Source organism: Streptomyces sp. NBC_01268, assembly GCF_036240795.1.
Lineage (GTDB): Bacteria > Actinomycetota > Actinomycetes > Streptomycetales > Streptomycetaceae > Streptomyces.
Window position 1 is genome coordinate 5,615,054 of record NZ_CP108454.1, and the last position, 23,592, is coordinate 5,638,645.

Annotated in this window: 15 protein-coding genes; 11 read left to right on the forward strand and 4 right to left on the reverse strand. The window is 73.7% G+C overall.

Annotation, left to right across the window (positions count from 1 at the left end; genetic code table 11):
• Positions 1 to 523 precede the first annotated feature (523 nt).
• The 3 genes from OG309_RS25545 (at position 524) to OG309_RS25555 (ending at position 4,349) form a co-directional block, all read left to right on the forward strand.
• Entirely contained in the window at positions 524 to 1,735 is a 1,212-nt protein-coding gene (locus tag OG309_RS25545) for an NAD(P)-dependent malic enzyme (RefSeq protein WP_329424076.1), read from the forward strand.
• A 151-nt stretch (positions 1,736 to 1,886) separates the two neighbouring features.
• Complete coding sequence (locus tag OG309_RS25550) at positions 1,887 to 2,852, forward strand: zinc-binding dehydrogenase (RefSeq protein ID WP_329424078.1); 966 nt, start codon at positions 1,887 to 1,889, stop codon at positions 2,850 to 2,852.
• 96 nt (positions 2,853 to 2,948) lie between these two features.
• Entirely contained in the window at positions 2,949 to 4,349 is a 1,401-nt protein-coding gene (locus OG309_RS25555; RefSeq protein WP_402546255.1) for a cellulase family glycosylhydrolase, read from the forward strand.
• Between the two features lie 21 nt (positions 4,350 to 4,370).
• Here OG309_RS25555 and OG309_RS25560 read toward each other — a convergent pair whose 3' ends face one another.
• Positions 4,371 to 5,507: a PadR family transcriptional regulator gene (locus OG309_RS25560; protein ID WP_329424081.1), complete on the reverse strand. Its 1,137-nt coding sequence runs from the start codon at positions 5,505 to 5,507 to the stop codon at positions 4,371 to 4,373.
• A gap of 1 nt (position 5,508) precedes the next feature.
• On the reverse strand, positions 5,509 to 6,384 hold the full coding sequence (locus tag OG309_RS25565; RefSeq protein ID WP_329424083.1) for a DUF4097 family beta strand repeat-containing protein: 876 nt from the start codon (positions 6,382 to 6,384) through the stop codon (positions 5,509 to 5,511).
• Between the two features lie 190 nt (positions 6,385 to 6,574).
• Here OG309_RS25565 and OG309_RS25570 point away from each other — a divergent pair, with 190 nt between their 5' ends.
• On the forward strand, positions 6,575 to 7,396 hold the full coding sequence (locus OG309_RS25570) for a hypothetical protein (RefSeq protein ID WP_329424084.1): 822 nt from the start codon (positions 6,575 to 6,577) through the stop codon (positions 7,394 to 7,396).
• Between the two features lie 53 nt (positions 7,397 to 7,449).
• Here the strand turns inward: OG309_RS25570 and OG309_RS25575 are convergent, their stop codons facing one another.
• Entirely contained in the window at positions 7,450 to 7,635 is a 186-nt protein-coding gene (locus tag OG309_RS25575) for a DUF6104 family protein (RefSeq protein ID WP_046907272.1), read from the reverse strand.
• 105 nt (positions 7,636 to 7,740) lie between these two features.
• Between OG309_RS25575 and OG309_RS25580 the strand changes: the two genes are divergently transcribed.
• The 7 genes from OG309_RS25580 (at position 7,741) to fxsT (ending at position 19,639) form a co-directional block, all read left to right on the forward strand.
• Positions 7,741 to 8,199, forward strand: a complete 459-nt coding sequence (locus OG309_RS25580; protein ID WP_329424086.1) for a CU044_2847 family protein — start codon at positions 7,741 to 7,743, stop codon at positions 8,197 to 8,199.
• Complete coding sequence (locus tag OG309_RS25585; protein ID WP_329424087.1) at positions 8,196 to 10,295, forward strand: VMAP-C domain-containing protein; 2,100 nt, start codon at positions 8,196 to 8,198, stop codon at positions 10,293 to 10,295. The genes OG309_RS25580 and OG309_RS25585 overlap by 4 nt, the downstream gene beginning before the upstream one ends.
• A 325-nt stretch (positions 10,296 to 10,620) precedes the next feature.
• A complete protein-coding gene (locus OG309_RS25590; protein ID WP_329424088.1) occupies positions 10,621 to 11,634 on the forward strand; it encodes an AAA family ATPase in 1,014 nt (337 codons plus the stop codon).
• Between the two features lie 7 nt (positions 11,635 to 11,641).
• The gene (locus tag OG309_RS25595; RefSeq protein ID WP_329424089.1) at positions 11,642 to 14,821 is read left to right on the forward strand and encodes an SAV_2336 N-terminal domain-related protein; all 3,180 of its coding nucleotides are present in this window, start codon (positions 11,642 to 11,644) and stop codon (positions 14,819 to 14,821) included.
• A 158-nt stretch (positions 14,822 to 14,979) separates the two neighbouring features.
• A complete protein-coding gene (locus OG309_RS25600; protein ID WP_329424090.1) occupies positions 14,980 to 15,201 on the forward strand; it encodes a hypothetical protein in 222 nt (73 codons plus the stop codon).
• A 75-nt stretch (positions 15,202 to 15,276) separates the two neighbouring features.
• Positions 15,277 to 16,554, forward strand: a complete 1,278-nt coding sequence (locus OG309_RS25605) for an aKG-HExxH-type peptide beta-hydroxylase (RefSeq protein ID WP_329424091.1) — start codon at positions 15,277 to 15,279, stop codon at positions 16,552 to 16,554.
• A 58-nt stretch (positions 16,555 to 16,612) separates the two neighbouring features.
• On the forward strand, positions 16,613 to 19,639 hold the full coding sequence (gene fxsT, locus OG309_RS25610) for an FxSxx-COOH system tetratricopeptide repeat protein (protein WP_329424092.1): 3,027 nt from the start codon (positions 16,613 to 16,615) through the stop codon (positions 19,637 to 19,639).
• Positions 19,640 to 19,718: 79 nt separating this feature from the next.
• Here the strand turns inward: fxsT and OG309_RS25615 are convergent, their stop codons facing one another.
• Positions 19,719 to 23,510 (reverse strand): multifunctional oxoglutarate decarboxylase/oxoglutarate dehydrogenase thiamine pyrophosphate-binding subunit/dihydrolipoyllysine-residue succinyltransferase subunit, encoded by a 3,792-nt coding sequence (locus OG309_RS25615; protein WP_329424093.1) that lies wholly within the window; start codon positions 23,508 to 23,510, stop codon positions 19,719 to 19,721.
• Between the last annotated feature and the right edge of the window lie 82 nt (positions 23,511 to 23,592).

Genomic DNA, 23,592 nt, shown 5'->3' on the forward strand with positions numbered 1-23,592 from the left:
CGGCGTGTGAGGGAGTTGCCATAGGTCGCGCACGCACCTTCGAGTGCCGCGACCTCGTGTGATTACGGCATCTTGCCATTCGGACCGCCTCAAACCGACGGCCACGGATGTCAAAATCGGGTAACGGGTCATTGCCGAATCACGGCGACCAGATGCCCCAAGGCAGAACCTTCTGCGGGAAGACATTCCCCGCACCGAAAATTATCCCGCGGATCTCGCCATTCGGACTATACGAAGGCCGCTATTCGGGTGGGGAATACATCTTTCCGGACAAGGTGTGACGTGTCGTTCTCCGTCCGTACCCGGTAGCGCTCGGTATGAGTCGCGTCACCGAGGGGGTATGGACTCGTCTCCGGACCCGTCCGTCCGGTAAGAAGGATCCTTACACCCCTCATCCGGGGCTCAGGGCGCGTTGTGCGGCGCGCCCGCGCGGCTGCCAGACACGGCGGCTGCGGGACCCACCCACCCCTCCTCATCCAGGAGCGGCCACCCTCAAATGAAGAAGACTTAAGGGGTCAACCCAATGGCAGCGGAGATCGTCAATCCTCGCAGCGACACCGGCACGGAAGGGGCTCCCGGTGAGCCCTTCGATCCGGCCTTCGCGCTGCACCGCGGCGGCAAGATGGCCATCACGGCCACCGTGCCGCTCCGCGACAGGGACGACCTGTCCCTCGCGTACACGCCCGGCGTCGCCAAGGTGTGCACCGCGATCGCAGAGAACCCCGAGCTGGTCAACGACTACACCTGGAAGTCCCAGGTCGTCGCGGTCGTGACCGACGGCACGGCGGTGCTCGGACTCGGCGACATCGGCCCGGAGGCCTCGCTTCCGGTCATGGAGGGGAAGGCCATCCTCTTCAAGCAGTTCGGAGGCGTGGACGCGGTGCCGATCGCGCTCGCCACCACCGACACCGACGAGATCGTGGAGACCGTCGTCCGGCTCGCCCCCTCCTTCGGCGGCGTGAACCTGGAGGACATCTCGGCGCCGCGGTGCTTCGAGATCGAGCGCAGGCTGCAGGAGCGGCTCGACATCCCGGTCTTCCACGACGACCAGCACGGCACGGCCATCGTCACCCTCGCCGCACTCCGCAACGCGGCGAAGCTGACCGGCCGGACCCTCGGCGAGCTGCGCGCGGTCATCTCCGGCGCCGGCGCGGCCGGTGTGGCCATCGCCAAGTTCCTGCTGGAGGCGGGCCTCGGCGACGTCTGCGTGACGGACCGCAAGGGCATCGTCAGCAGCGACCGCGGCGACCTCACCGACGTCAAGCGCGAGATCGCCGGCCTCACCAACAAGGCGGGCCTGACCGGCTCCCTGGAGGACGCGCTGGCCGGCGCGGACGTCTTCATCGGCGTCTCCGGCGGTACGGTCCCCGAGGCCGCGGTCGCGTCCATGGCGCCGAACGCCTTCGTGTTCGCCATGGCCAACCCGAACCCCGAGGTGCACCCGGACGTCGCGCACAAGTACGCGGCGGTCGTGGCCACCGGCCGTTCGGACTACCCGAACCAGATCAACAACGTCCTCGCGTTCCCCGGCATCTTCGCCGGCGCGCTCCAGGTCCGGGCCTCCCGGATCACCGAGGGCATGAAGATCGCCGCCGCGAACGCGATCGCGGACGTCGTGGGCGACGCGCTCGCCGCCGACTGTGTGATCCCGTCGCCGTTCGACGAGCGGGTCGCCCCCGCCGTCGCGGCCGCGGTGGCCGCCGCCGCCCGCGCGGAGGGCGTCGCCCGCCGCTGACGCGTCACCGCGCGCGACTGCCGATCGTCGAAAGGGCCCCGTACACGCGTACGGGGCCCTTTCGCGTACGCGGGCGGCGCGGCCCCGAGGGACGCGCGTCACACCTGTGCCTGGTTCCGTGCGCTCCCCGTCGGCCCCTAGTGTCAGGCGCATGTTCGCCGCCTACGCTGCCCGAATCGACCGCGACCAGCCCCTCAACGGCCTCGAACTGGGGGAACGCCCCGAGCCCGAGGTGCGGCCCGGCTGGACTACCGTCACCGTCAAGGCCGCCTCGCTCAACCACCACGACCTGTGGTCGCTGCGCGGGGTCGGACTGCCCGAGGAGAAGCTGCCGATGATCCTCGGCTGCGACGCCGCCGGGATCGACGAGCACGGCAACGAGGTCGTGCTCCACTCCGTCATCGGTCAGACCGGCCACGGCGTCGGCCCGGACGAGCCGCGCTCGATCCTGACCGAGCGCTACCAGGGCACCTTCGCCGAGCGGGTCACCGTGCCCAGCTGGAACGTGCTGCCCAAGCCGAAGGAGCTCTCCTTCGAGGAGGCCGCCTGCCTCCCCACCGCCTGGCTCACCGCGTACCGGATGCTCTTCACCAACGCCGGTGTACGGCCCGGGGACTCGGTCCTCGTGCAGGGCGCGGGCGGCGGTGTCGCCACGGCCGCCATCGCGCTCGGCAAGGCGGCCGGCCTGCGGGTCTACGCCACCAGCCGGGACGAGGCCAAGCGCAAGCGGGCCGTCGAGCTCGGCGCCGTCGAGGCGTACGAGCCGGGGGCGCGGCTGCCCCGGCGGGTGGACGCCGTCATCGAGACGGTCGGCGCCGCCACCTGGTCGCATTCGGTCAAGTCGCTCCGCCCGGGCGGCACGCTCGTCATCTCCGGCGCCACCAGCGGCGACCGGCCCTCGCACGCCGAACTGACCCGGATCTTCTTCCTGGAGCTGAAGGTGGTCGGCTCGACCATGGGCTCCAAGGACGAGCTGGAGGACCTGCTCTCCTTCTGCGCGGCCACGGGCCTGCGCCCGGTGATCGACGAGGTGCTGCCGCTGGACCGGGCGCGCGAGGGCTTCGAGAAGATGGCCTCGGGCGAACTCTTCGGAAAGATCGTCCTGTCGACCTCTTGATGACTCGCCAGTAGTACTGATGGGATCTCCGGCACGCGAAACGTGAACAATGCTCACTTCATCGTGCCGGAGGCTCCCTTGTTGCGCACCACCCTCATGGCGACCGCCGTCGTCGCCGCGCTCCTCGCCCCGACGACCGCCCACGCCACCCCGGACACCCCGTCAGGCGCCCTGTCAGGCGCCGCGCCGGGCACCGCGACGGGCGGGGACGGGATACCCGCCCTCACCGACGCCCAGGGCCGCGCCCTCACCCTGCGCGGCTGGAACCTGGCGGACAAGTCCCACAGCGGTGACCAGGCCCTGAGCGGCATCACCGAACGCCACTTCCGCGACATGCGGGCCAAGGGCTTCAACTTCGCCCGCCTGCTGGTCTTCTGGGACGACCTGGAGCCGAGGCCCGGCCAGTACAGCCAGGCCTACCTGCGGAAGATCGACCGGGTCCTCGGCTGGGCCCGGAAGTACGACGTGAAGGTCGTCCTCGACGCCCACCAGGACGTCTTCGGGCCCGAGTTCGGCTCCCGGGGCATCCCGAAGTGGGCGACCAGGACCGACGGGCTGCCCTTCACCCCGCACCCCGACGACTGGTTCTCCGAGTACTTCGAGCCGGCCGTGCAGCGGGCCTTCACCCATCTGTACGAGGACGCCGACCTGCGCCGCGCCCAGGCCCGGATGTGGCGGGTGCTGGCCGAGCGCTTCCGCGACCACCCGGCCGTCCTCGGCTACGACCCGATCAACGAGCCCATGGGCGAGCTGCGGGAGGGCGAGGACCTGCCGACCGCCGCCCGCCGGATCGAGCGCGAGCAGCTGACCCCGATGTACAACCGGATCGCGGACGAGATCCGCGCGGTCGACCGCGACGGCTGGATCTTCGTCGAACCCACCCCGATCGTGGGCGAGGGCGTGCCGACCGGGCTCGGCCGGATCGACGACCCGAAGATCGTGTACGCGCCGCACTTCTACAACGGCGCGATGGAGGCGGGCGGCGACTACGACCCGGCCGCCCGCTGGATCGAGAACTACGAGCAGGCCGTCACCCTCTACCCCAAGCAGTACAAGGTGCCGGTGATCGTGGGGGAGTGGGGCCCGCTCAACAACTCCCAGCCGAACATGAACCGCTTCTACCGCGAGGCCATGGCCTCGCTCGGCCGCTACAGCTCCGGATCGGCGGGCTGGGAGTGGTGCTACGGCGGCGGCTACTGCGCCGTGGACGGCGCCGGAGCCTTCCGCACCAACAAGGAGCTCACCGCCGAGCCGTACGCGGAGGCCGTCGCGGGCACCGTGCGCTCCTCCTCGTACGACCCGGCCGCGGGCGTCTACCGGCTCACCTACGACTCCCCGACCCGGCGCGGCTCCCGCGTCACCGAGCTCTCCCTGCCCCCGGGCGCGTGGCAGGTCGCGGCCCGGGGGAGGGCGTTCGTCTGGCAGAGGGCCGACGGCCGGGCCTGGGTCCTCGCCGCCCCCGGCGCCCGGGTGACGGTCACGGTCACCCGGGGCTGACGACGGGCACCGGGCCCGGCCTCAGCTCTTCGCGCGGGGGCGCAGGAGCGCGGTGATCTCCGTGGCCGCGCTCGCCAGGTGGCGGCGCGCCTCCGCCAGCTGGTCCCGGTGCACGCCGTGGTCGCGGGCCGCGTCGCGGACCTCGTCGCGGAAGCGGTCGAGGAGCCGGTCCAGCTCGCGGGCCGGATCGCCCCCCGTCCCTATGTCCGCGGCCCAGTCGGCGGCGGCCCGCTCCGGGCCGTGCGCCTGCTCCTTGCCCGGCGCGTGCTCCGGGGCCGGGGCGTACTCCGCGGCCAGGCCCTGGTCCGGGGTGTGCTCCGGGGCGAGGCGCTTCGGGGCCGGGGAGCCCTCCGTGCCCGGGGCCTCCGCCGCGGTCAAGGTGTCTCCGGCCGGCGCGACCCGGTCGGACCCGGGAGCCGCTTCCTCGGCCGGGGCCCGGCCGGGGGCGGGGGCACCGCCGGTGGGCTGGTCCGGGACGGGGCCGCGGCGGGAGGCCTTGTCGTGGCCGGCGCCCGTCACCAGGTCGCCCAGCTGGGCCGTGATGTCCGAGATGCCCTTCCAGACGTCCTTCGGCCACTCGCCGCGCGACACCTGCTCCCGCACCTGCTCCTGGACCTGCTCCTGCACCTGCCGGGCGATCCGCTGGAACTCCTTCGCCTGGCGCTTGGCCGACTGCGCCTCCGCGCGGGCCTGGCGGGTCTGCTCCCGCCACTCCTGCCGGGCCCTGCGCAGCTCCTCCTTGGCGTCGGCGAAGGAGGAGGACTCCTTGGTGCGGGACGCGCTCGCCGCCGCCCGCATCTCGTTGCGCAGCTTGCCCGCGGCGCCGCGGACGTCGTCGCGGATCTCGGCGGCCAGCTCGGAGACGGACTCGCGGATCTCCACCTCCAGGTCGGCCAGCTCGCCGCCCCGGCCGGCCAGCTCGGCGCGGCCCGCGTCGGTGATCGAGTAGACCTTGCGGCCGCCCTCGGTGGCATGGGTGACCAGGCCCTCGGCCTCCAGCTTGGCGAGCCGCGGGTAGACCGTGCCCGCGGAGGGCGCGTACAGCCCCTGGAAGCGCTCCTCCAGGAGCCGGATCACCTCGTACCCGTGGCGGGGCGCCTCGTCGAGCAGCTTGAGCAGGTAGAGGCGGAGTCGGCCGTGGGCGAAGACGGGCGGCATGTCAGAGGGCCTTTCCGGACGCGGAGGGGGTGGCGGTCCAGCCGTCGCCGTCGGGCTCGGGCTCGGGGCGGCGCAGCAGGGCGATGGAACCGGAGACCGTGGTGGCCCGCACCGTGCCCCGGCCGGCGCCGAGGGTACCGGTGATGGACTTGGTGCCCCACTGGCCGCCCACCCGCAGGTCCTCGAACGCGTTGGAGACGCCGCCGCTGGTGGTGCTCGCCTCGACCGTGGCGTCGGTCGGGTGCGGCAGCCGGATGGCGACCTCACCGGAGACGCTGGTGAGGCGGATGTCGGCGGGCGGCCCGTCGAGGCCCGCGGCCGGGTCGAGGTCCACGACCATGTCCCCGCTGACCGTCTCGGCCTTCACCGCGGTGCCCGCGCCCTCGAACACGGTGACGTCCCCGGTCACCGAGTTGACCCGCAGCGCGCCGGTGACGGACTGGGCCTCCAGGTTCCCCGAGACGGTCTCGGCGCGGACCGGGCCGGAGAGCTTGACCAGGGTGGTGTCGCCGGTGACCCCGCGGACCTCCGTGCGTCCTCTGATGCCGGAGATCACGGCCTCGGCGCCGATCACCCCGACCTCGACGTCGGCGCCCGCGGGGACGGCGACGGAGACGACGGCCCGGCGCCGGTGGCCCTTGGGATCGAGCCACTTGAGGAAGCCCTTCCAGTGGAGGTCCTCGTAGCTCACGGTCAGGGTGGAGCCCTCCTGGCTCACGATGAGCGGCGGGCCCTCGATCTCGGAGATCTCCAGGCGGGCGGAACTCTCGTCGGTGCCCACGACGTTGACCGTGCCGTTGACGACGCGGATCTGGAGCCGGGTCACGGGATCGGTCAGCGGGAGCTTCCGCGGCTCGGTGACGGACCACTCTGTCATGGTGCTGGCCTCCCGTGTGGGCTCACGACTCCGGACGATGCGCGACGCAACATATCGCGTATCTCGATAGACACGATATATCGCGGTAGGGTCACGTCAACCCTGAATCTCCCCTGACAGGGTTCGATGAGGGGGCGTCGCGGCGGGCATGTACCGCCGTACACGGACAAATTGCCCTAGCGTAGGGGCCATGAACGCGACATCGGGATCCCGCCCCGCCGGAGCGCTGCTGCTCTGCCGTGCCGAGCCCTCGGCGGTCCGTCCGCCGGCCCAACTGCTCAGGGAGGGGCTGCTCCTCGCCCCCGCGGGACCCGAATGGAGCGTCCTCGTACCGGAGGGCAAGCCCTGGCTCGACGACGGCGAGCCCGTCGAACGGGTCGTCACCGGCTGGGCCACCGCCCTGGCCGTCTCCGCCGCCACCTGGCCCGTCCTCGCCCTGTGGTGGGACGCGGAACGCGCCGGGCTCACGCTCGCCGCCGGGTTCCGCAGGACCGTCGGCTACACCTGGCTCGCCGACGGGACGCCCGTCGGCGAGGACGAGGCCATGCGCACCTTCGCGGCCCGCCTCGACCTCGACCCGGTCCTCGACGTCCAGGCCCTCGAACCGCTCACCCGGCCCGACCCCGACGCCGACGCCCACGCCCGGCTGATCGGCATCACGGCCGTCCTCGCCCGCGCCGGACTCGCCCTGCCCACCGGCCTCACCCCCGGCGAGAGCGCCGACCGGCTGCGTTCCGTGGCCCGCGTCCAGGGCGCCGAACCCATCGAATGGCACGGCTGGCGCGATGCCGTACGCGCCGAGCTCGACGCCGTGGAGGGCGGCCGCCTCGGTCCGTACCTGCGCGGCCCGAAGGCCCGGCTGCTGGGCGCGGCCCAGCTCGCGGCCGGAGTGCCGCTGCTCGCCCTCGGGGTCACCCGCCGCAGCGGCGGCTGGGCGACGGCCGGTGTGCTCCTGGTCGCCCACGGGGCGCTCGGACTCGCCTACGACCGGCTGCGCGGCGACACCCCCTAGCGGGTGTCCCGCCCTGATCCGCGGGGCGGGCCCACGGCCCGCCCGGTACCCGCTCAGTCCTCGTCGTCGTCCTCGTCGTCGAGACGGGCCAGCCAGGTCGCGAGGCGCTCGACGGGCACCTCGAAGTCGGGGTTCAGGTCGACGAAGGTCCGCAGCTGCTCGGCGAGCCACTCGAAGGTGACCTCCTCCTCGCCGCGCCGCTTCTCCAGTTCCTCGATGCCACGGTCGGTGAAGTACATGCGATCAGAATAGGCCGTGCCGCGACGCCCCCACGGCGTCCCCTGTTCCTCCTCCGCACCACGGACTAGCCTTCTTCATCATCGTTTCGGGGAGCGGGGGCCGCTGTGACGCATGGAATCGCTCGCATTCGACTGGACGACGGGACACCCGTCTGGGCCCGGGTCGGCGCCGTGGAGGAGCTGGACCGGGGCGGCGGCTTCCAGGACACCGGCATCGGCTCCCTCGGGGACCGGGTCGTGTCCATGGCCGGCGGCCTCTCCGACGTGGTGCGCGGGGTGGTCGGCTCGCTGCGCGCGGGCATCGACCCGCAGTCGCCCGTCGAGGTCGCCGTCAGCTTCGGCATCGAACTCTCCGCGCAGGCGGGCAAGGTGATCGGCGTCCTCGCCGACGGCGGCGGCAAGGCCTCCGTGAACGTCTCCCTCACCTGGACCGAGCCGGGCCCCGCGCCCGCCGCACCACCGCCCGGCGGCTCCGCGCCCACCGTCCCGCCGCCGACCGCATCCCCGGAGGACGAGCGCGGCACCGGCCCCCTGCGGCCCCCGGCGGCCGATGGCGCCTCATGAACGCCTTCGACGCTCTCGTGCGCCCCGCACTCGTACGCATCGCCGCTCCCGGTGGCGGGTATGACCCGCACGGCGACCCGTACTGGGGCACGGGCTTCTTCATCGCCCCCGGCTGGGTGCTGACCTGCGCCCACGTCGTGGCGAAAGGGGGGAGCGCGGTGTGGAGGGACGAGCCTGCCGTCGGCATCACCTGGGAGGGCGGCGAGACCACCGGCCGGGTCGTGCTGGCCAAGCCGCGACCCGCCACGCCCGAAGAGGTCCCGGCCCGCTGGGACTTCCCCGACCTCGCCCTCGTCCACGTCCCCGACGCCCAGGGCGCCGCCTGCGTCCGGCTCAGTGAGCGTCCGCCCACCACCCCGAGCCCGATCAGCCTGCACGGCTGGTCCCACCAGACCGGCGAGGTCCGGATCCGGCACGCCGAAGGAGAGGCCCACGCCGTCGACGGCGGAGCGCTCCTGCTGCGCTGGACCCTCCCCGTGGAAGGCGTCTCCGGCGGGCCCGTCGTCGACCTGCGCCGGGGCGCGGTGATCGGCCTCAACAAGGGCCGCGGCCGCGACGAGGGCGCCGCCGTCCCGCTCACCGCCCTGCGCGAGCTCCACGACGTGCCCGGCGGCGAGATCCTCCACGAGGTGCTGCGCGCCCACGACCGGCACCACCTGGCCCGCCTGCGCTCCCCGCGCGGCGGACGCACCTGGACCGCCGCGCAGATGGAGCTGTGGCCCGCCACCGCGCGGGGGGTCAGCCCCGTCCGCCGCGCCCAGCTCTACGGCCGCTTCGCCGAACTCCCGCCGCCCACCGGCCCCGGCGAGGTCATGGCGCTGGTCGACGCGGTCAAGCGCCGGGTGCTCCACCCGGACTACCAGGCCGTCCTGGAGACCGACGCCCGCACCTGGCGCGACGGCGTCGGCCTGCTGCACGAACTCCACGCCACCCAGCAGGAGAACCGGCCCGGGAGCACCGACCTCGGGCTCGACGCCGTGCTCCTCTACGCGGCGCACATCGTCCGGCACCTCACCGACCGGTACGGCTCCGGGCCCGGCACGGAGGGCCTGGGGCGCCTGGAGGACTGGATCGTCGACGAGTCCGGCGGCGCCCACGGCGCCGTCCAGGAGGAGATCGCGGCCCTCCTCGACCCCGAGGCGCCCCGGACCGGCGCCGCCGACGCGGAGCACGAGGAGCCCGCCGAGCGCCCCGCGCGCGAGGCCGGCGCCCGTGCCGACGTACGCATCGAGGTCGACCCCGTCCCGTGGGCCACGCCCCAGCGCTACACCTGGCGCCTGATGCTGCTCTTCGACGGGCGCACGGTCAGCCCGCTCAGCGGCAACGACACCGGGGTGGCCCGCGACCAGCTCCAGGAGACGCTGCGCGCCCCGCTCGTGGACGCCCTGCGCCGCGGCGACAGCGGGGACCACCTCGCCGCCGTCGAGGTGGTGCTGCCGCGCGAGCTGTTCGACCTGCCGCTCGACACCTGGCGGCTCACGCCCGAGGAGGAGCACTTCGGCGAGCGCTCCCTCCCGCTCGGCCAGCGCCGGATCGTCGTCCTCCGCGACCGCCACCGCAGCCACCACCCGCCCTCGCCCGAGTGGCGGCGGCGCTGGCGGGGCAGCGAGAGCGGCCCCCTGCGCGCCGTGCCGCTGCGCGCCGAGGTCCTCGCCGCGGGAGCCGAGGGGCACGCCCCGCACGTCCGCAGGGAGAGCCGGATGGGCGCCTACGAGCGGCTCGGCGGCGCCGTCGACGGCAGCGTGCCGGTCTACTGCGGCCCGGTCGGCGGCGGTGACGGCCACCGCGCGATGGACGTGGCGCTCGCCGCCGGGCACCCCATCGCCCTGTGGCGGCACGGCGCGCCCGAGCACGGCGACTGCGCCGAGTTCCACCACAAGGCCGGCAAGCTGCTCGCGGGCGCCGGCTCCGCCGAGGGCCTGCACCAGCCCGTCCGCACCCTGCGGATGCGGGCCGCCGACGTGGAGGCCGACCCGAGCGAGCGGTCCGAGCACGCCTGGGCCGAGGACCTCGCCGTGCTCTACGACCCCCCGGACCGGCCGCCCTTCGACGACCTCCTCCAAGGGCCGCCCCTGCTCGGTGAGGCCGACCGGTGAGCCCCGCCGCGAGCGCGCGTGCCCGGACGCAGGCCCCGCCGGCCCGGACGGCGGTTCCGCCTCTCCGGGACCCGCCTCCGTCAGCCGGGACGGCGGCTCCGCCCGCCCGGAGTGCGCCGCCGCTCGCCCGGAACGCGCCCCCACCGGTCCGGAGCACGCCCCTGCCGGCGCCCCCCGCGCGCCCGGAGCGCACGACCTCGTGCCCGCCCCCGCCTCCGGTCCCAACTCGCCCGCAGCGAGACCGATTTGACCGTCGGCAGACCGGGTGGCCGAACGGTACCGTCGAGGGGGCCGGTGACATCACCACTGCCAGGAGGAGTCAGGCGTGAACGATTGGCGGATCTACCGTGGTGCCGGCCATCCGCACGACGAGGTACGGCGACTGCCCGCCCCGCCGCCTTGGCGCGACTTCTCCGCCGGAGGGGCCGACGACACCCTCGCCGGCTCCGACCGGCGGCTCGGTGTGCGCCGCCGGCTGGTCCAGAACCACCACCCGAGGCCCGCCGAGACCGACGCCGTCAACGCCGCGCTCTACCTGCGCCGCCCGCTCCTGGTCACCGGCAACCCCGGCACCGGCAAGTCCACCCTCGCCCACGCCGTCGCCCACGAGCTCGGCCTCGGACGGGTGCTGCGCTGGCCCATCGTCAGCCGCACCACCCTCCAGGACGGCCTCTACCGCTACGACGCCATCGGGCGCCTCCAGGACGTGCAGCTGGAGCGCGCCCGCGCCGACGCGGGAGGCACCGCCACCGCCGCGAGCCCGGCCGGCATCGGCTCGTACCTGCGGCTCGGTCCGCTCGGCACCGCGCTGCTCCCCTCCGAACTGCCCCGCGTGCTGCTCATCGACGAGCTGGACAAGAGCGACATCGACCTGCCCAACGACCTCCTGAACGCCCTGGAGGAAGGCGAGTTCGCCATCCCCGAGCTGGAGCGGCTCGCCGACCGCGAACCGGTCGTGGAGGTGCTCACCGACGACGGACGCAAGGTCCCCGTCTACGGCGGACGGATCCGCTGCAGCACGTTCCCCTTCATCGTCCTCACCTCCAACGGCGAACGGGACTTCCCCGCGGCCCTGCTGCGGCGCTGCATCCGACTGGAGCTCGAAGCCCCCGGCGAGGAGCAGCTCGGCGCCATGATCGAGGCCCACCTCGGCCCCGACGCAGCCGCGGCCGAGCCCGGCCTCGTCGACCGCTTCCTCGACCGGGAGCCCGGCGAGGTCATCGCCACCGACCAGCTGCTCAACGCCCTCTACCTGACCCAGCACGCCCCCCGCACCGAGCGGGTGACCCGGGAACGCATCGCGGACATGCTCATGCAGCCGCTCGATCAGCCGAGGTGATGGCCGGATGCACCGGACGAACCGGATGCACCTGGAAGAACTCACCCGCAGAATGCGGGCCGGCGGCCAGGACCCCACCGCCGAGGAGGTGGCGGACGCCGTCTGGCTCGCCCAGTGGCTGCCGGGAGCCGACCCGGAGGGGCGCTCGGAGGACCGGCCGTCCGGTCCCGGGCTGCCCGGAGACCCCGAGGACCGTACGGATCAGGCCATCGGCGACGACGTCACCCCGGCACCACCCGACGCGACCGACCCACCGGCCCGCGCCACCGAGACCGTCGACCTGCGCATGCGCTACGACCGCACCGGGGCGAGCGGCGCCGGCGGGGCCGCCGTGCGCTCCGGCGCCGCCCTGCCCGTCCGCGCCCCCGGCGCCAACGCACTGCCCGGCCTCCTCGGCCTGCAGAAGGCGCTGCGCCCGCTGCGCCACTACGCCGCCCGCTTCCCGGCCCGCCCCGGCGAGGGACGGCTCGACGAGGACGCCACCGCCGAACACAGCGCCGCCTCCGGCATCCTCACCCCCGTGCTCCGCCCCGCGGCCGGAGTGCGCCCCGACATCCAGCTCCTCATGGACACCGGCCCCGCCATGGTCGTGTGGACCCGGATGGTCGAGGAGCTGCGCCAGGCCTGCCAGCAGTCCGGCGCCTTCCGCGACGTCCAGGTCCACCGCCTCTACGACACCGGCGAGGGCCCGCCGCTCGTCACCACCACCTCCGGACCGGACGGGCGCCCGCGGCTCCGCCCCGGCGACCAGCTCCACGACCCCACCGGGCGCCGCCTCACCCTGATCGTCAGCGACTGCGTGGGCCCCCTCTGGCAGCGCGGCGCCGCCCAGCGGCTGATCCACCAGTGGCCCCGCCAGTCGCCGCTCGCCCTCGTCCAGCCGCTGCCCCCGCGCCTGTGGTCCCGCACCGCCCTGCCCGTCGAACCCGGCGTCCTGCTGCGCCCCGCCGCCCCCGGCGGGCGGCCGCGCTTCGAGCCCGACGAGGCCCCCTGGGAGCCCGTCGCCCCCGACCTGCGGGCCGTGCCCGTGCTCACCCCCACCCCCGAGGCCTTCGCGTCCTGGGCGCGGCTGCTCACCGGACACGGCGGAGGAGCGGTCCGCGGCTGGGCCGCCCGCATCGGCCCGGAGTCCGCCCCCCTCGCGAGCCCCGGCGTGCCCCGGAGCGTGCGCCGCGGCGACGACGAGCTGCTGCGCGCCTTCCGCGCCGGAGCCTCCCCGGGTGCGATGCGGCTCGCGGTCCATCTCGCCGCCGCCCCGCTCGCCCTGCCCGTGATGCAGCTGGTGCAGCGCGCCATGCTCCCCGACACCGGCCCCATGGAGCTGGCGGAGGTCCTGCTCAGCGGACTGCTGAGACGCCTGCCCGAGCCCACCCCGTACCCCTGCTTCAGCTACCCCCGCCCCGTCCAGGACCATCTGCTCGGCTCGCTCGACCGGGGCGCCGCCGCACTCGTCCTCAAGCACGTCTCCGAGTTCGTCGAGCGCAACTTCGGCCAGGGCATGCGCAACTTCCCGGCCCTCGCCGCCGCCCGGCTCGCCGGCCACCGCACCGAGGACGAGGCCGCCGCCACCGTGCCGGGGGAGGAGCCCCTGGAGGCCGCCGACGCCGAGACGGAGCTCTTCGCCCGCATCCCCGCGCGCGTGCTGCGCTTCTACCAGCCCGACCTCGTCACGCCCGACCCGCTCGCCCGCGCCCGCCGGCTGCTCGACGAGTGGCGCGCCCAGTCCGACCCCGCCCTGCTCACCGCCGCCCGCGAGCTGGCCGAGGCCGCCCTGGGCGGCGAGGACCCGGCCGCGTCGCCCGAGGACACCGCGGGCGCCCTCCTCGTCCTCGGCCAGGCGCTGTACGCGCAGGCCGGCACCCTCGCCGTCCGGGACGCCGGGCAGCGCCAGGAACTCCTCACCCGGGCCCTCGCCGAGCTCGAACGGGCCGGGGAACTGGCCGCGCCCGGCGGCTACGTCTGGGCCGAGGCGCACCTCGAACAGGCAGCCGCCCGCCACGCCCTGTGGCGCCACACGGGCGACCCCGCCGGCCTCGACGCGGCCCTCGCCGCGCTCGCCTCGGACCTGAGGGGCACCTCCTCGGACCTGAGGGGCACCTCCTCGGACGTCACGGGCGTCGCCTCGGACGTCGCGGGTGCCGCCTCGGACGTGACGGGCTGGCCCGAGAGCCACCGGCCCGCCCTCCTCGTCCGTCGCGGACGCCTGCTGCTCGCCCGGGGCGACGGAACGCCCGCCGCGACCGCGTTCACCGCCGCGCTGGCCCTCGGCGAGAGCGGCCCCGTCCTGCTCGACCTGGCCGACGCCCGCCACCTCGCCGGCTCCGCCCCGGACACGGTCGCCGCCGCGCTCGACCGGGCCGAGCCGCTGCTCGGCGACTCCACCGCGCTCCGGCTGCGCTGGACCACCGCGAAGGCCCGGCTCCACGAGACCACCGGCGACGGCCCCGCCGCCGACGAGGCCTACGAGCAGGCCACCCTGCTCACGCCCGCCGAGGGCGAGCAGCGCGGCCGGCTCCTGATGACCTGGGGCGAGTCCCTGATGCGCCGGGCGGCCGCCGGGGCCGGCACCGCGCCCGTCGACCGCGCCGAGTCCGTGCTGCGCGAGGCCCTCACCTGCCTGCCCGCCGACGACGCCGCCCGCTCCCGCGCCCGGGTCCTCATCGGCAGCGTGCTCGCCCTGCGCTTCGACCGCGGCGGCTTCCTGCCCGACCTCTACGAGAGCCGCCACCTCCTCGACCAGGCCGTCCGCGCCGCCCGCGAACCCGGACCGCGCGCCGCGGTGTGGCTGCAACTGGGCTGGGTGCGCTTCCAGCTGAGCGAGACCTCGCGCGACGGGCAGCTCGCCGACGCGCTCACCGCCTACCAGCGCGCCGCCGAGGACGCCCGCACCGCCCGCGGCGAGGTCCCCGGCACGATCACCGCGGCCCGCGCGCTGCACGCCCAGGGCGCGGTGCTGTACCTGATGGGGCGGGTCGGGCGCGCCACCACGGTGCTGCGCTCCGCCGCCGGACAGTGGCGGCGGCTCGACGCGGCGCTGCAGCCCGTGGACTGGGCGGACGTGGACCGCACCCGGGCCCTCCTCGCGGAGGTCGAAGCCCACCCGAGGCAACGGCCCGACCGGCTCACCCGGGAGGACCGGCGCCGGATCGCGCCGCCGTGGTGGGCGTGGGGCGGGGCGGAGGCGTAGCCGAGGAGCGCGCGGAAGCGGCGGAAGCGGAACGGCTTGATAACGGGGGCGTGAATGGGCGCAGTTGAGTCGAACGGGTTTCTGAGTTCTTGGCGTCGGGAAGAACCGCTGCGCCGCTACGACCGTGGGGGACAGGCGCCGGTGAGGAGGAGCCGAGAGTGTTGGAGCACATGGAGTGGGTGGCCGATGTCGACCGCGAGGACGGTCGCTCGTCGCACCTGCCCGATCTCGCGGCCGTCGACCTGCGGACCTTGCGCTTCATGGACGATCCAGAGCTCGCGACGGCCGTCGACCGGCTGTTGTGGCGGCCCGAGCAACTGGCCGACGCCTGGCCGGAGGGCGCACTCACCGACGACGGCGAGGCCTACGGCGTCCACTGACGGCACGTCCGGCGGACGACGCCTGTTTCCGGCCAGAGACGGGGAGTCGCGGGCGGCCTGTGGGAGGCGGCGGCCATGACCCTTGCCGGCCCCCACGCCGCGGCCCTCGCGGAGCTGGCGCGCACGCGCTCCGAGCAGAGTGGCGCCTCGCTGCTGCGCTCCGCCCTGCACGCCCGGCGCCTGTTGCTGCTCAAGGCCCTGCTGGTGCGGGTCCAGCGGAACCGCGACGCCGTCGACGAGGCGGTGTTCCGGCGTTTCACCGCCTCCTGGCGGCTGCTCGAAGAGGCCGAACGGCGCCACCCCGCCGTCGTCCGGGACCTGCTCGACTACCCGACGACGGGCGGCTGGCTGGCCGCCGCGCTGGCGGAGCCCGTCGGACCGGGCCTCGACCGCCATCTGGCACGGCTCGACGTCCTCGCCGCCACGGCCGCGTTGCGGGCGGGCTGCCCGGTCGACCGCACGGTCGAGGTGCCCGGCGGGCTCCTCGTGCTGCCCGGGGTCGGGCGGCTGCGCGCCGGAGCGGACCGGATCCGGATCACGTCCCGGTCCCGCGTCGGCCGGCTCCGCCCGGAGGGGACCGAGCGCGCCGCCCCCGTCGTCCTCCTGCTCACCGACCGCCGGACCGGCGCCCTCACCGGCCGGGGCCCCGGCTGGCGCGGCCTGCACGTGCTCAGCGGCTCCGTCGCCCGCCTCGACGACATGGACCCGTACCGCGTGCCGCCCGGCGGCATCGGCAGCCCGCCCCGCGCGGCCACCGACCACGCCGTCACCGACCGGGAAGCCTGGTCCGACCGCTGGCGGTCGGGGCTCGCCCTGCTGGTCAGGACCGACCCCTCCCGGGCCGCCGAGGTGCGCCGCGCGGTGCGCGCGCTCGTGCCGCTCGTGGCCCACGGGCCCGGAGCGTTCGGAGCGACGCTCAGCGCCGCCCCCGGAGCCGTACTGACCTCGTTGCCGTCGGGTGCGCAGGACATGGCGGAGACGCTCGTCCACGAGCTGCACCACAGCAAGCTGGCCACCCTGCACGAGCTCGTGCCGCTCTACGGGCCGGGGCGGGCGGCCGTGCACAAGGTCGGCTGGCGTGCCGAGCCCCGGCCCATCTCCGGGGTGCTGCACGGCGCCTACGCCCACCTGGCGCTGACCGACCTGTGGCGCGGCGCATCCGTTGCCGAGCAGCTTCCGCGACCCTGGCGGGCGCGTGCCGGTCAGCAGTTCGACCGTATCCACGATCAGGTGGGTGAAGCCTTGGCGATCCTGCTTGAATCAGATGAACTGACCACTGAGGGACGGAAGTTCGCCCATCAGATGCGGCGGCACCACGCGAGCCTGAGAGCGGCCCCGAGGGCGGCTGGGTAACACTGTGCCCACGGCACATGACACTGCGTTGCGCGGGAGCGGGACGGGAGACGTACAGATGGCGGAACAGCGGTCGGGTGGCGACGCGACGGCGGAGCACGGAGGAAGAACGGCGCCGGGACACGTCCTCGTCGTCTTCCCCGGCTACAACCGCGCCTGGGCGACCTGGATCAACCAGCGGCTCGAAGCCCACGGGGTGCGCGCCACCCTCCAGAGGTGGGACCCGCCCCGCGAGATCCCCCTGGTCGACTCCCTCGGCGACCTGCTGCTGGCCCGCGGGAGCGTCCTGCTCGTCCTCGACGACTGGTTCTTCCAGCTGGGCCCCCGCCCCGCCGGCGAATGGAACGAGGTCCTGCGCGGCTTCGTCCTGGAGCGGGCCGAGCGCTTCGCCGCCGTCAACCTCACCAACCGCACCCTCCTCCCGGCCACCGCCGTCCTCGAACCCGTCAGCCTCTGGGGCGTCGGCGAGGAGGAGGCAGAGGCGCGGCTGCTCAGCCGGCTCGGCATCGAACCCCGCCGTTCGGCCGGCCGCCGCATCGCACCGGGGTCCCTGGTCCGCTACCCCGAGACCCCGCCGGAGATCTGGGGCGAGATCCCGCGCCGCAACCCCCGCTTCACCGGCCGCGACGACCTCCTCACGGAGCTCCAGGAACGGCTCATGGACGCCGAGCGCGGCAAGGCCGCCTGCACCCTGCTCGGCATGTCCGGCATCGGCAAGACCCAGATCGCCGCCGAGTACGCCCACCGCTTCAGCCCCGACTACGACGTCGTCTGGTGGGTCAACTCCGACGACCGCAACGTCCAGCGCGACCGCTTCGGCGAGCTGGCCGCCGCCCTGCAGCTCCCCAGCGGCAACGAACCGGGCGAGCGCATCCGCGCCGTCCGCGAGGCGCTGCGCCGGGGCGACCCGCACGCCCGCTGGCTCATCGTCTTCGACGGCTGGGACGACACCGACGGGGCGGGCGTGCTGCTGCCGCAGGGACCCGGCCACGTCCTCATCACCTCCCGCAACCGCGGCTGGGGCGACCACACCGACACCCTCGCGGTCCCCGGATTCGACCGGGCCGAGTCCACCGCCTACCTGATGCGGCGCGCCCCGCACATCACCGCGCCCGAGGCCGACGACGTGGCCGCCGAGTTCGGCGACGTCCCCCTGCCGCTCGTCCAGGCCGCCGCCTGGCTCGGCGAGTCCGGCATGGAGGTGCCCGAGTACCTGCGGATGGTCCGCGACGGCCGGCTGTCCACCGTGGACGAGCCGAGCGCCGGCGACGGCTTCCCCAACGCCTCCCTCACCTCCTGGTCGATACTGATCAACCGGCTCCGCCGCGCCCAGCCGCAGGCCATCGACGTGCTCAGCCTCTGCGCGTCCTTCGCCCCCGGGCGCATCCCCCTCGGCATCGTCCGCGCCTACCCCCAGGCCGACCTGCCCGAGGACCTGCGCTGGATGGTCACGGACCTGCCCGCCTGGAACCGCGCCCTGGACACCCTGGTCAACTACTCGGTGCTGAGCCGCGAGGCGCGCGGACCCGTGGCCAACGTCGAGATGGGGCCCCACCAGGAGTCCGTGCACATGCACCGGCTCGTCCACGACATCGTCGCCCGGCTCACCGACGGCGAACACCGCGAGGCGCACCGCAAGGCCGTCCGCACGCTGCTCGCCGAGGCCGACCCCGGCAACCCCCTGGACAGCCGCCACTGGCCGCGCTACGCCGAACTCCTGCCGCACCTGGAGCCCTCCGGCGCCCTCGCGAGCCGCAACCCGCGCGTCCAGACCGCCGTCCTCAACTGCCTGCGCTACTGCTTCCGCAGTGCCGAGTTCCGGGCCGGCATCCGGCTCGCCGAGAAGATCCGGGAGAACTGGTCCGGCTTCATGGACCCGGTGAGCGCCGAGATGCAGGAGCTCACCACGCAGGAGTGCTACATCCTGCGCTCCTTCGGACGCTTCCGCGAGGCGTACGAACTCGACCTCGCCCTGCGCGCCAAGCTGGACGAGGCCGCCCCCGACGAGCTCGGCTCGCTGAGGTCCGCCGTCTCCATCGCCAGCGACCTGCGCTTCCTCGGCCAGTACCAGGAGTCCGAGCGCATCCAGCGCGACGCCTTCGCCGAGGCCCAGCGCCTCCTCGGGGAGAACGAGTTCCTCACCCTCGTCGCCGGACACAACCTCGGCCTGATGCTGCGCATGCTCGGCCGCTACAAGGAGGCGTACGAGCACGACGTCGCCTCCCTGTCCCGCAGCGAGGCCGTGCTCGGCACCCGGCACTCGCACACCCTCAGCGCCAGCAACGCCGTGGCCCAGGACCTGCGCCTGCTCGGCAACTACCGCGAGGCGCTGGCCCGGCAGGAGGCCAACGTCCGCTTCCACGTCCAGGTCCTCGGCCCGCAGCACCTGAACACCCTCTACGCGCGCGCCCAGCTCGCCCTGTGCCGGCGCCGGGAGGGAGGCTTCCAGCAGGACCTCGGCGCCACCATGGCGAGCCTGCTCGAACAGATGCACCAGGTCCACGGGCGGGACCACTACCTGACGCTCTCCTCCATCAACAACTACGCCAACTACCTGCGCGAACACGGCGACCTCAGCCACGCGCGCGACCTCATCCAGGAGGCCGAGGCCGGCTACCGCAGCCTCGTCGGCCCCGCCCACCCCGTCGCCACCGGCGTCTTCGCCAACACCGCCCTCGTCCTCCAGGCCGCCGGCCAGCGCGCCGACGCCCTGGCGATCCTGGAAGGCGCGCTCGCCGGTCTCACCGCCTCCCTGGGGGCGGACCACCCCTGGGTCATCGGCTGCGCGCTCAACACCACCGCCGCCCGCAACTTCAACGGCCGGGTGAGCGACGCCGCCGAACTCAGCCGGGAGACCCTGCGCAGGGCCCGGCACACCCTCGGCAACGAGCACCCGCTCACGCTGTCCTGCCAGGTGGCGCTCGCCACCGATCTGCGGGGGCTGCGGGAGACCGAGGAGGCGGGGAAGCTGGAGGAGGACGCGCTGCTCACGCTCACCCGGACCCTGGGCGCCCAGCACCCGCACACGCTGTCGGCGCGTCAGCGCAACCGGCCGTACTGGGACTTCGAGGCCAACCTGGGCTGAGCCCCGTACCGTCCGCGGCGACGCCGGAGGCCCGGCACCCCACGCGGGGTGCCGGGCCTCCTCGGTGCTTGGACTCGACTCAGGCGTCGAAGACCTCCGCGACCAGCTGCGCCTGCTCGGCCTGGTGGCGCTTGGCAGAGCCGACCGCCGGGGACGAGGAGTGCGGGCGGGAGATCCGGCGCAGGCGCTCGCCCGCCGGGATGTCCGCGCCGACCGCCAGGTCCAGGTGGTCGATCAGGTTGAGCGCGATGAACGGCCAGGCACCCTGGTTCGCCGGCTCCTCCTGGGCCCAGATGTACTTCGCCGCGTTCGGGTACTTGGCGATCTCGGCCTGCAGCTCGGCACCCGGCAGCGGGTACAGGCGCTCCAGACGGATGATCGCGGTCTCCGTGTCGCCGCGCTTCTGACGCTCGGCCTCCAGGTCGTAGTAGACCTTGCCCGCGCAGAAGACGACCTTGCGGACGTCCGCCGGGTTCACCGTGTCGTCACCGATCACCGGGCGGAAGCCGCCGGTGGTGAACTCCTCCACCTTGGACGCCGCGGCCTTCAGACGCAGCATCGACTTCGGGGTGAAGACGATGAGCGGCTTGTGGTGCGGGTTGTGCACCTGCCAGCGCAGGAGGTGGAAGTAGTTCGACGGCAGCGTCGGCATGGCGACCGTCATGTTGTCCTGGGCGCACATCTGGAGGAAGCGCTCCGGGCGCGCGGACGAGTGGTCCGGGCCCTGGCCCTCGTAGCCGTGCGGCAGGAGCAGCGTGACGCCGGAGGTCTGGCCCCACTTCTGCTCGGCCGAGGAGATGAACTCGTCGACGACGGTCTGCGCGCCGTTGACGAAGTCACCGAACTGGGCCTCCCAGACGACCAGGGAGTCCGGACGGGCCAGCGAGTAGCCGTACTCGAAGCCCATCGCCGCGTACTCGCTGAGCAGCGAGTCGTAGACGTTGTAGTGGGCCTGGTCCTCGGCCAGGTAGAGCAGCGGGGTGTAGTCCTCGCCGGTCTCCTGGTCCACCAGGACCGCGTGGCGCTGGCCGAAGGTGCCGCGGCGGGAGTCCTGGCCCGACAGGCGGACCGGGGTGCCCTCCATCAGCAGGGAGCCGATGGCGAGGGTCTCGCCGAAGCCCCAGTCGATGGTGCCGTCGTCGATCGAGGCCGCGCGGCGCTGCATCTGCGGCATCAGGCGCGGGTGGACCGTCACCCGCTCCGGGATGCTCACCTGCGACTCGGCGATCCGCTTCACGACCTCCGCGGAGACCGCGGTGGTCACGGCGACCGGGAACTCGGGCTTGGCGTCCGGGACCTGCGGGGTCGACGGCGCGGCGGTGGCCTCGCGGACCTCCGCGAAGACCTTCTCCAGCTGGCCCTGGAAGTCCTGGAGCGCCTGCTCCGCCTCTTCCAGCGTGATGTCGCCGCGACCGATCAGGGACTCGGTGTACAGCTTGCGCACCGAGCGCTTCTTGTCGATCAGGGTGTACATCTGCGGGTTGGTGAACTGCGGGTTGTCGCCCTCGTTGTGACCGCGGCGGCGGTAGCAGATGAGGTCGATCACGACGTCCTTGTTGAACGTCTGGCGGAACTCGAAGGCGAGCCGCGCGACGCGGACCACGGCCTCCGGGTCGTCGCCGTTCACGTGGAAGATCGGCGCCTCGATCATGCGGGCCACGTCGGTCGCGTACATCGAGGAACGCGAGGACTCCGGGGCGGCGGTGAAGCCGACCTGGTTGTTGATGACGATGTGGACCGTGCCGCCGGTGCGGTAGCCGCGCAGCTGCGACATGTTCAGCGTCTCGGCCACGACGCCCTGGCCCGCGAAGGCCGCGTCACCGTGCAGGGCGACGGGCAGGACGGTGAAGTCCGTGCCGCCCTTGTTGATGACGTCCTGCTTGGCGCGGACGATGCCTTCCAGGACCGGGTCGACCGCCTCCAGGTGCGAGGGGTTGGCGGCCAGGGAGACCGTGATCTGCTCGCCGTCGAGACCGGTGAAGGTGCCCTGGGCGCCCAGGTGGTACTTCACGTCGCCGGAGCCGTGCATCGACTTCGGGTCGAGGTTGCCCTCGAACTCGCGGAAGATCTGCGCGTACGACTTGCCGACGATGTTCGCCAGGACGTTCAGGCGGCCGCGGTGGGCCATGCCGATGACGACCTCGTCGAGGCGGGACTCCGCCGCCGAGTCGATGACCGCGTCGAGCAGCGGGATGACGGACTCGCCGCCCTCCAGCGAGAAGCGCTTCTGGCCGACGTACTTGGTCTGCAGGAAGGTCTCGAAGGCCTCCGCCGCGTTCAGCCGGCGCAGGATGCGCAGCTGCTCCTCGCGCTCCACGCGGGCGTGCGGGCGCTCCACGCGGTCCTGGATCCACTTGCGCTGCTTCGGGTCCTGGATGTGCATGAACTCGACGCCGGTGGTGCGGCAGTACGAGTCGCGGAGCACGCCGAGGATGTCGCGGAGCTTCATCATCGACTTGCCGGCGAAGCCGCCGACCGCGAACTCGCGCTCCAGGTCCCACAGGGTGAGGCCGTGCTCGGTGATGTCCAGGTCGGGGTGCTTGCGCTGCTTGTACTCCAGCGGGTCGGTGTCGGCCATGACGTGGCCGCGGACCCGGTAGGAGTGGATCAGCTCGAAGACGCGCGCGGCCTTGGTGACGTCGTCGTCGTGCGAGGCGTCGATGTCCCGGAGCCAGCGGACCGGCTCGTAGGGGATGCGCAGCGACTTGAAGACGTCGTCGTAGAAGCCGTCGTCGCCGAGGAGGAGGTTGGCGACGATCCGCAGGAACTCGCCGGAGGCGGCGCCCTGGATGACCCGGTGGTCGTAGGTCGAGGTCAGGGTCATGACCTTCGAGATGCCCAGCTTGTTCAGGGTGTCCTGGGAGGTGCCCTGGAACTCGGCCGGGTAGTCCATCGAGCCGACGCCCATGATGACCGACTGTCCGGGCATCAGGCGCGGCACGGAGTGGACGGTGCCGAGGCCGCCGGGGTTGGTCAGGGAGACCGTGACGCCGGTGAAGTCGTCCATCGTCAGCTTGCCGACGCGGGCGCGCTTGACGATGTCCTCGTAGGCCTGCCAGAACTCGAAGAAGTTCAGGGTCTCGGCCTTCTTGATGCCGGCGACGACGAGCTGGCGGTCGCCGTTGGGCTTCACCAGGTCGATCGCGAGGCCGAAGTTCACGTGCTCCGGCTTGACCAGGGTCGGCTTGCCGTCCTTCTCCGCGAAGGAGTGGTTCATCGCCGGCATGGCCTTGATGGCCTGCACCATCGCGTAGCCGATGAGGTGGGTGAAGGAGATCTTCCCGCCCCGGGCACGCTTCAGGTGGTTGTTGATGACGATGCGGTTGTCGAACAGCAGCTTCACCGGGACGGCGCGGACGGACGTGGCCGTCGGCATCTCCAGCGAGGCGTTCATGTTCTTGGCGACCGCGGCGGCCGGGCCACGCAGGGTGACCAGCTCCGGGCCGGCGGGGGCCTCGGTGGCCTCCTTGGCCTTGACCGGTGCGGGAGCCGCGGCGGCGGGCTTCGCGACCGGCGCGGGGGCCACGGGAGCCGCCGGAGCGGGCTTCACGGGGGCCGGGGCCGGGGCGGGCACCGAGGCGGCCGGGGCGGCCGGAGTGGCGGCAGGCGCGGCCTGTGCGGGGCCCGCCTGCGTCGCCACGGGCGCGCTCGGCGTGGTGGCGGCCGGGGTCGCGGGGGTCTCCGCGGCGCCGGGCTTGTAGTCGGCGAAGAAGTCCCACCAGGCACGATCGACCGAATTCGGGTCCTGGAGGTACTGCTGGTAGATCTCGTCGACGAGCCACTCATTGGCACCGAAGGCGGCGGCAGGGGACTTTCCCTGCCCGTCTTGGTCGGTCGGGGAGCTCGGGGTACTGGGGGACTGAGACGACACGGCGGTAACCGCCCTCTTCCGCTTCACAAGGTGATGGACAGCGGAAATAAAGGCTACGCCTCCCTGGCCGGGAGGTGCAGGC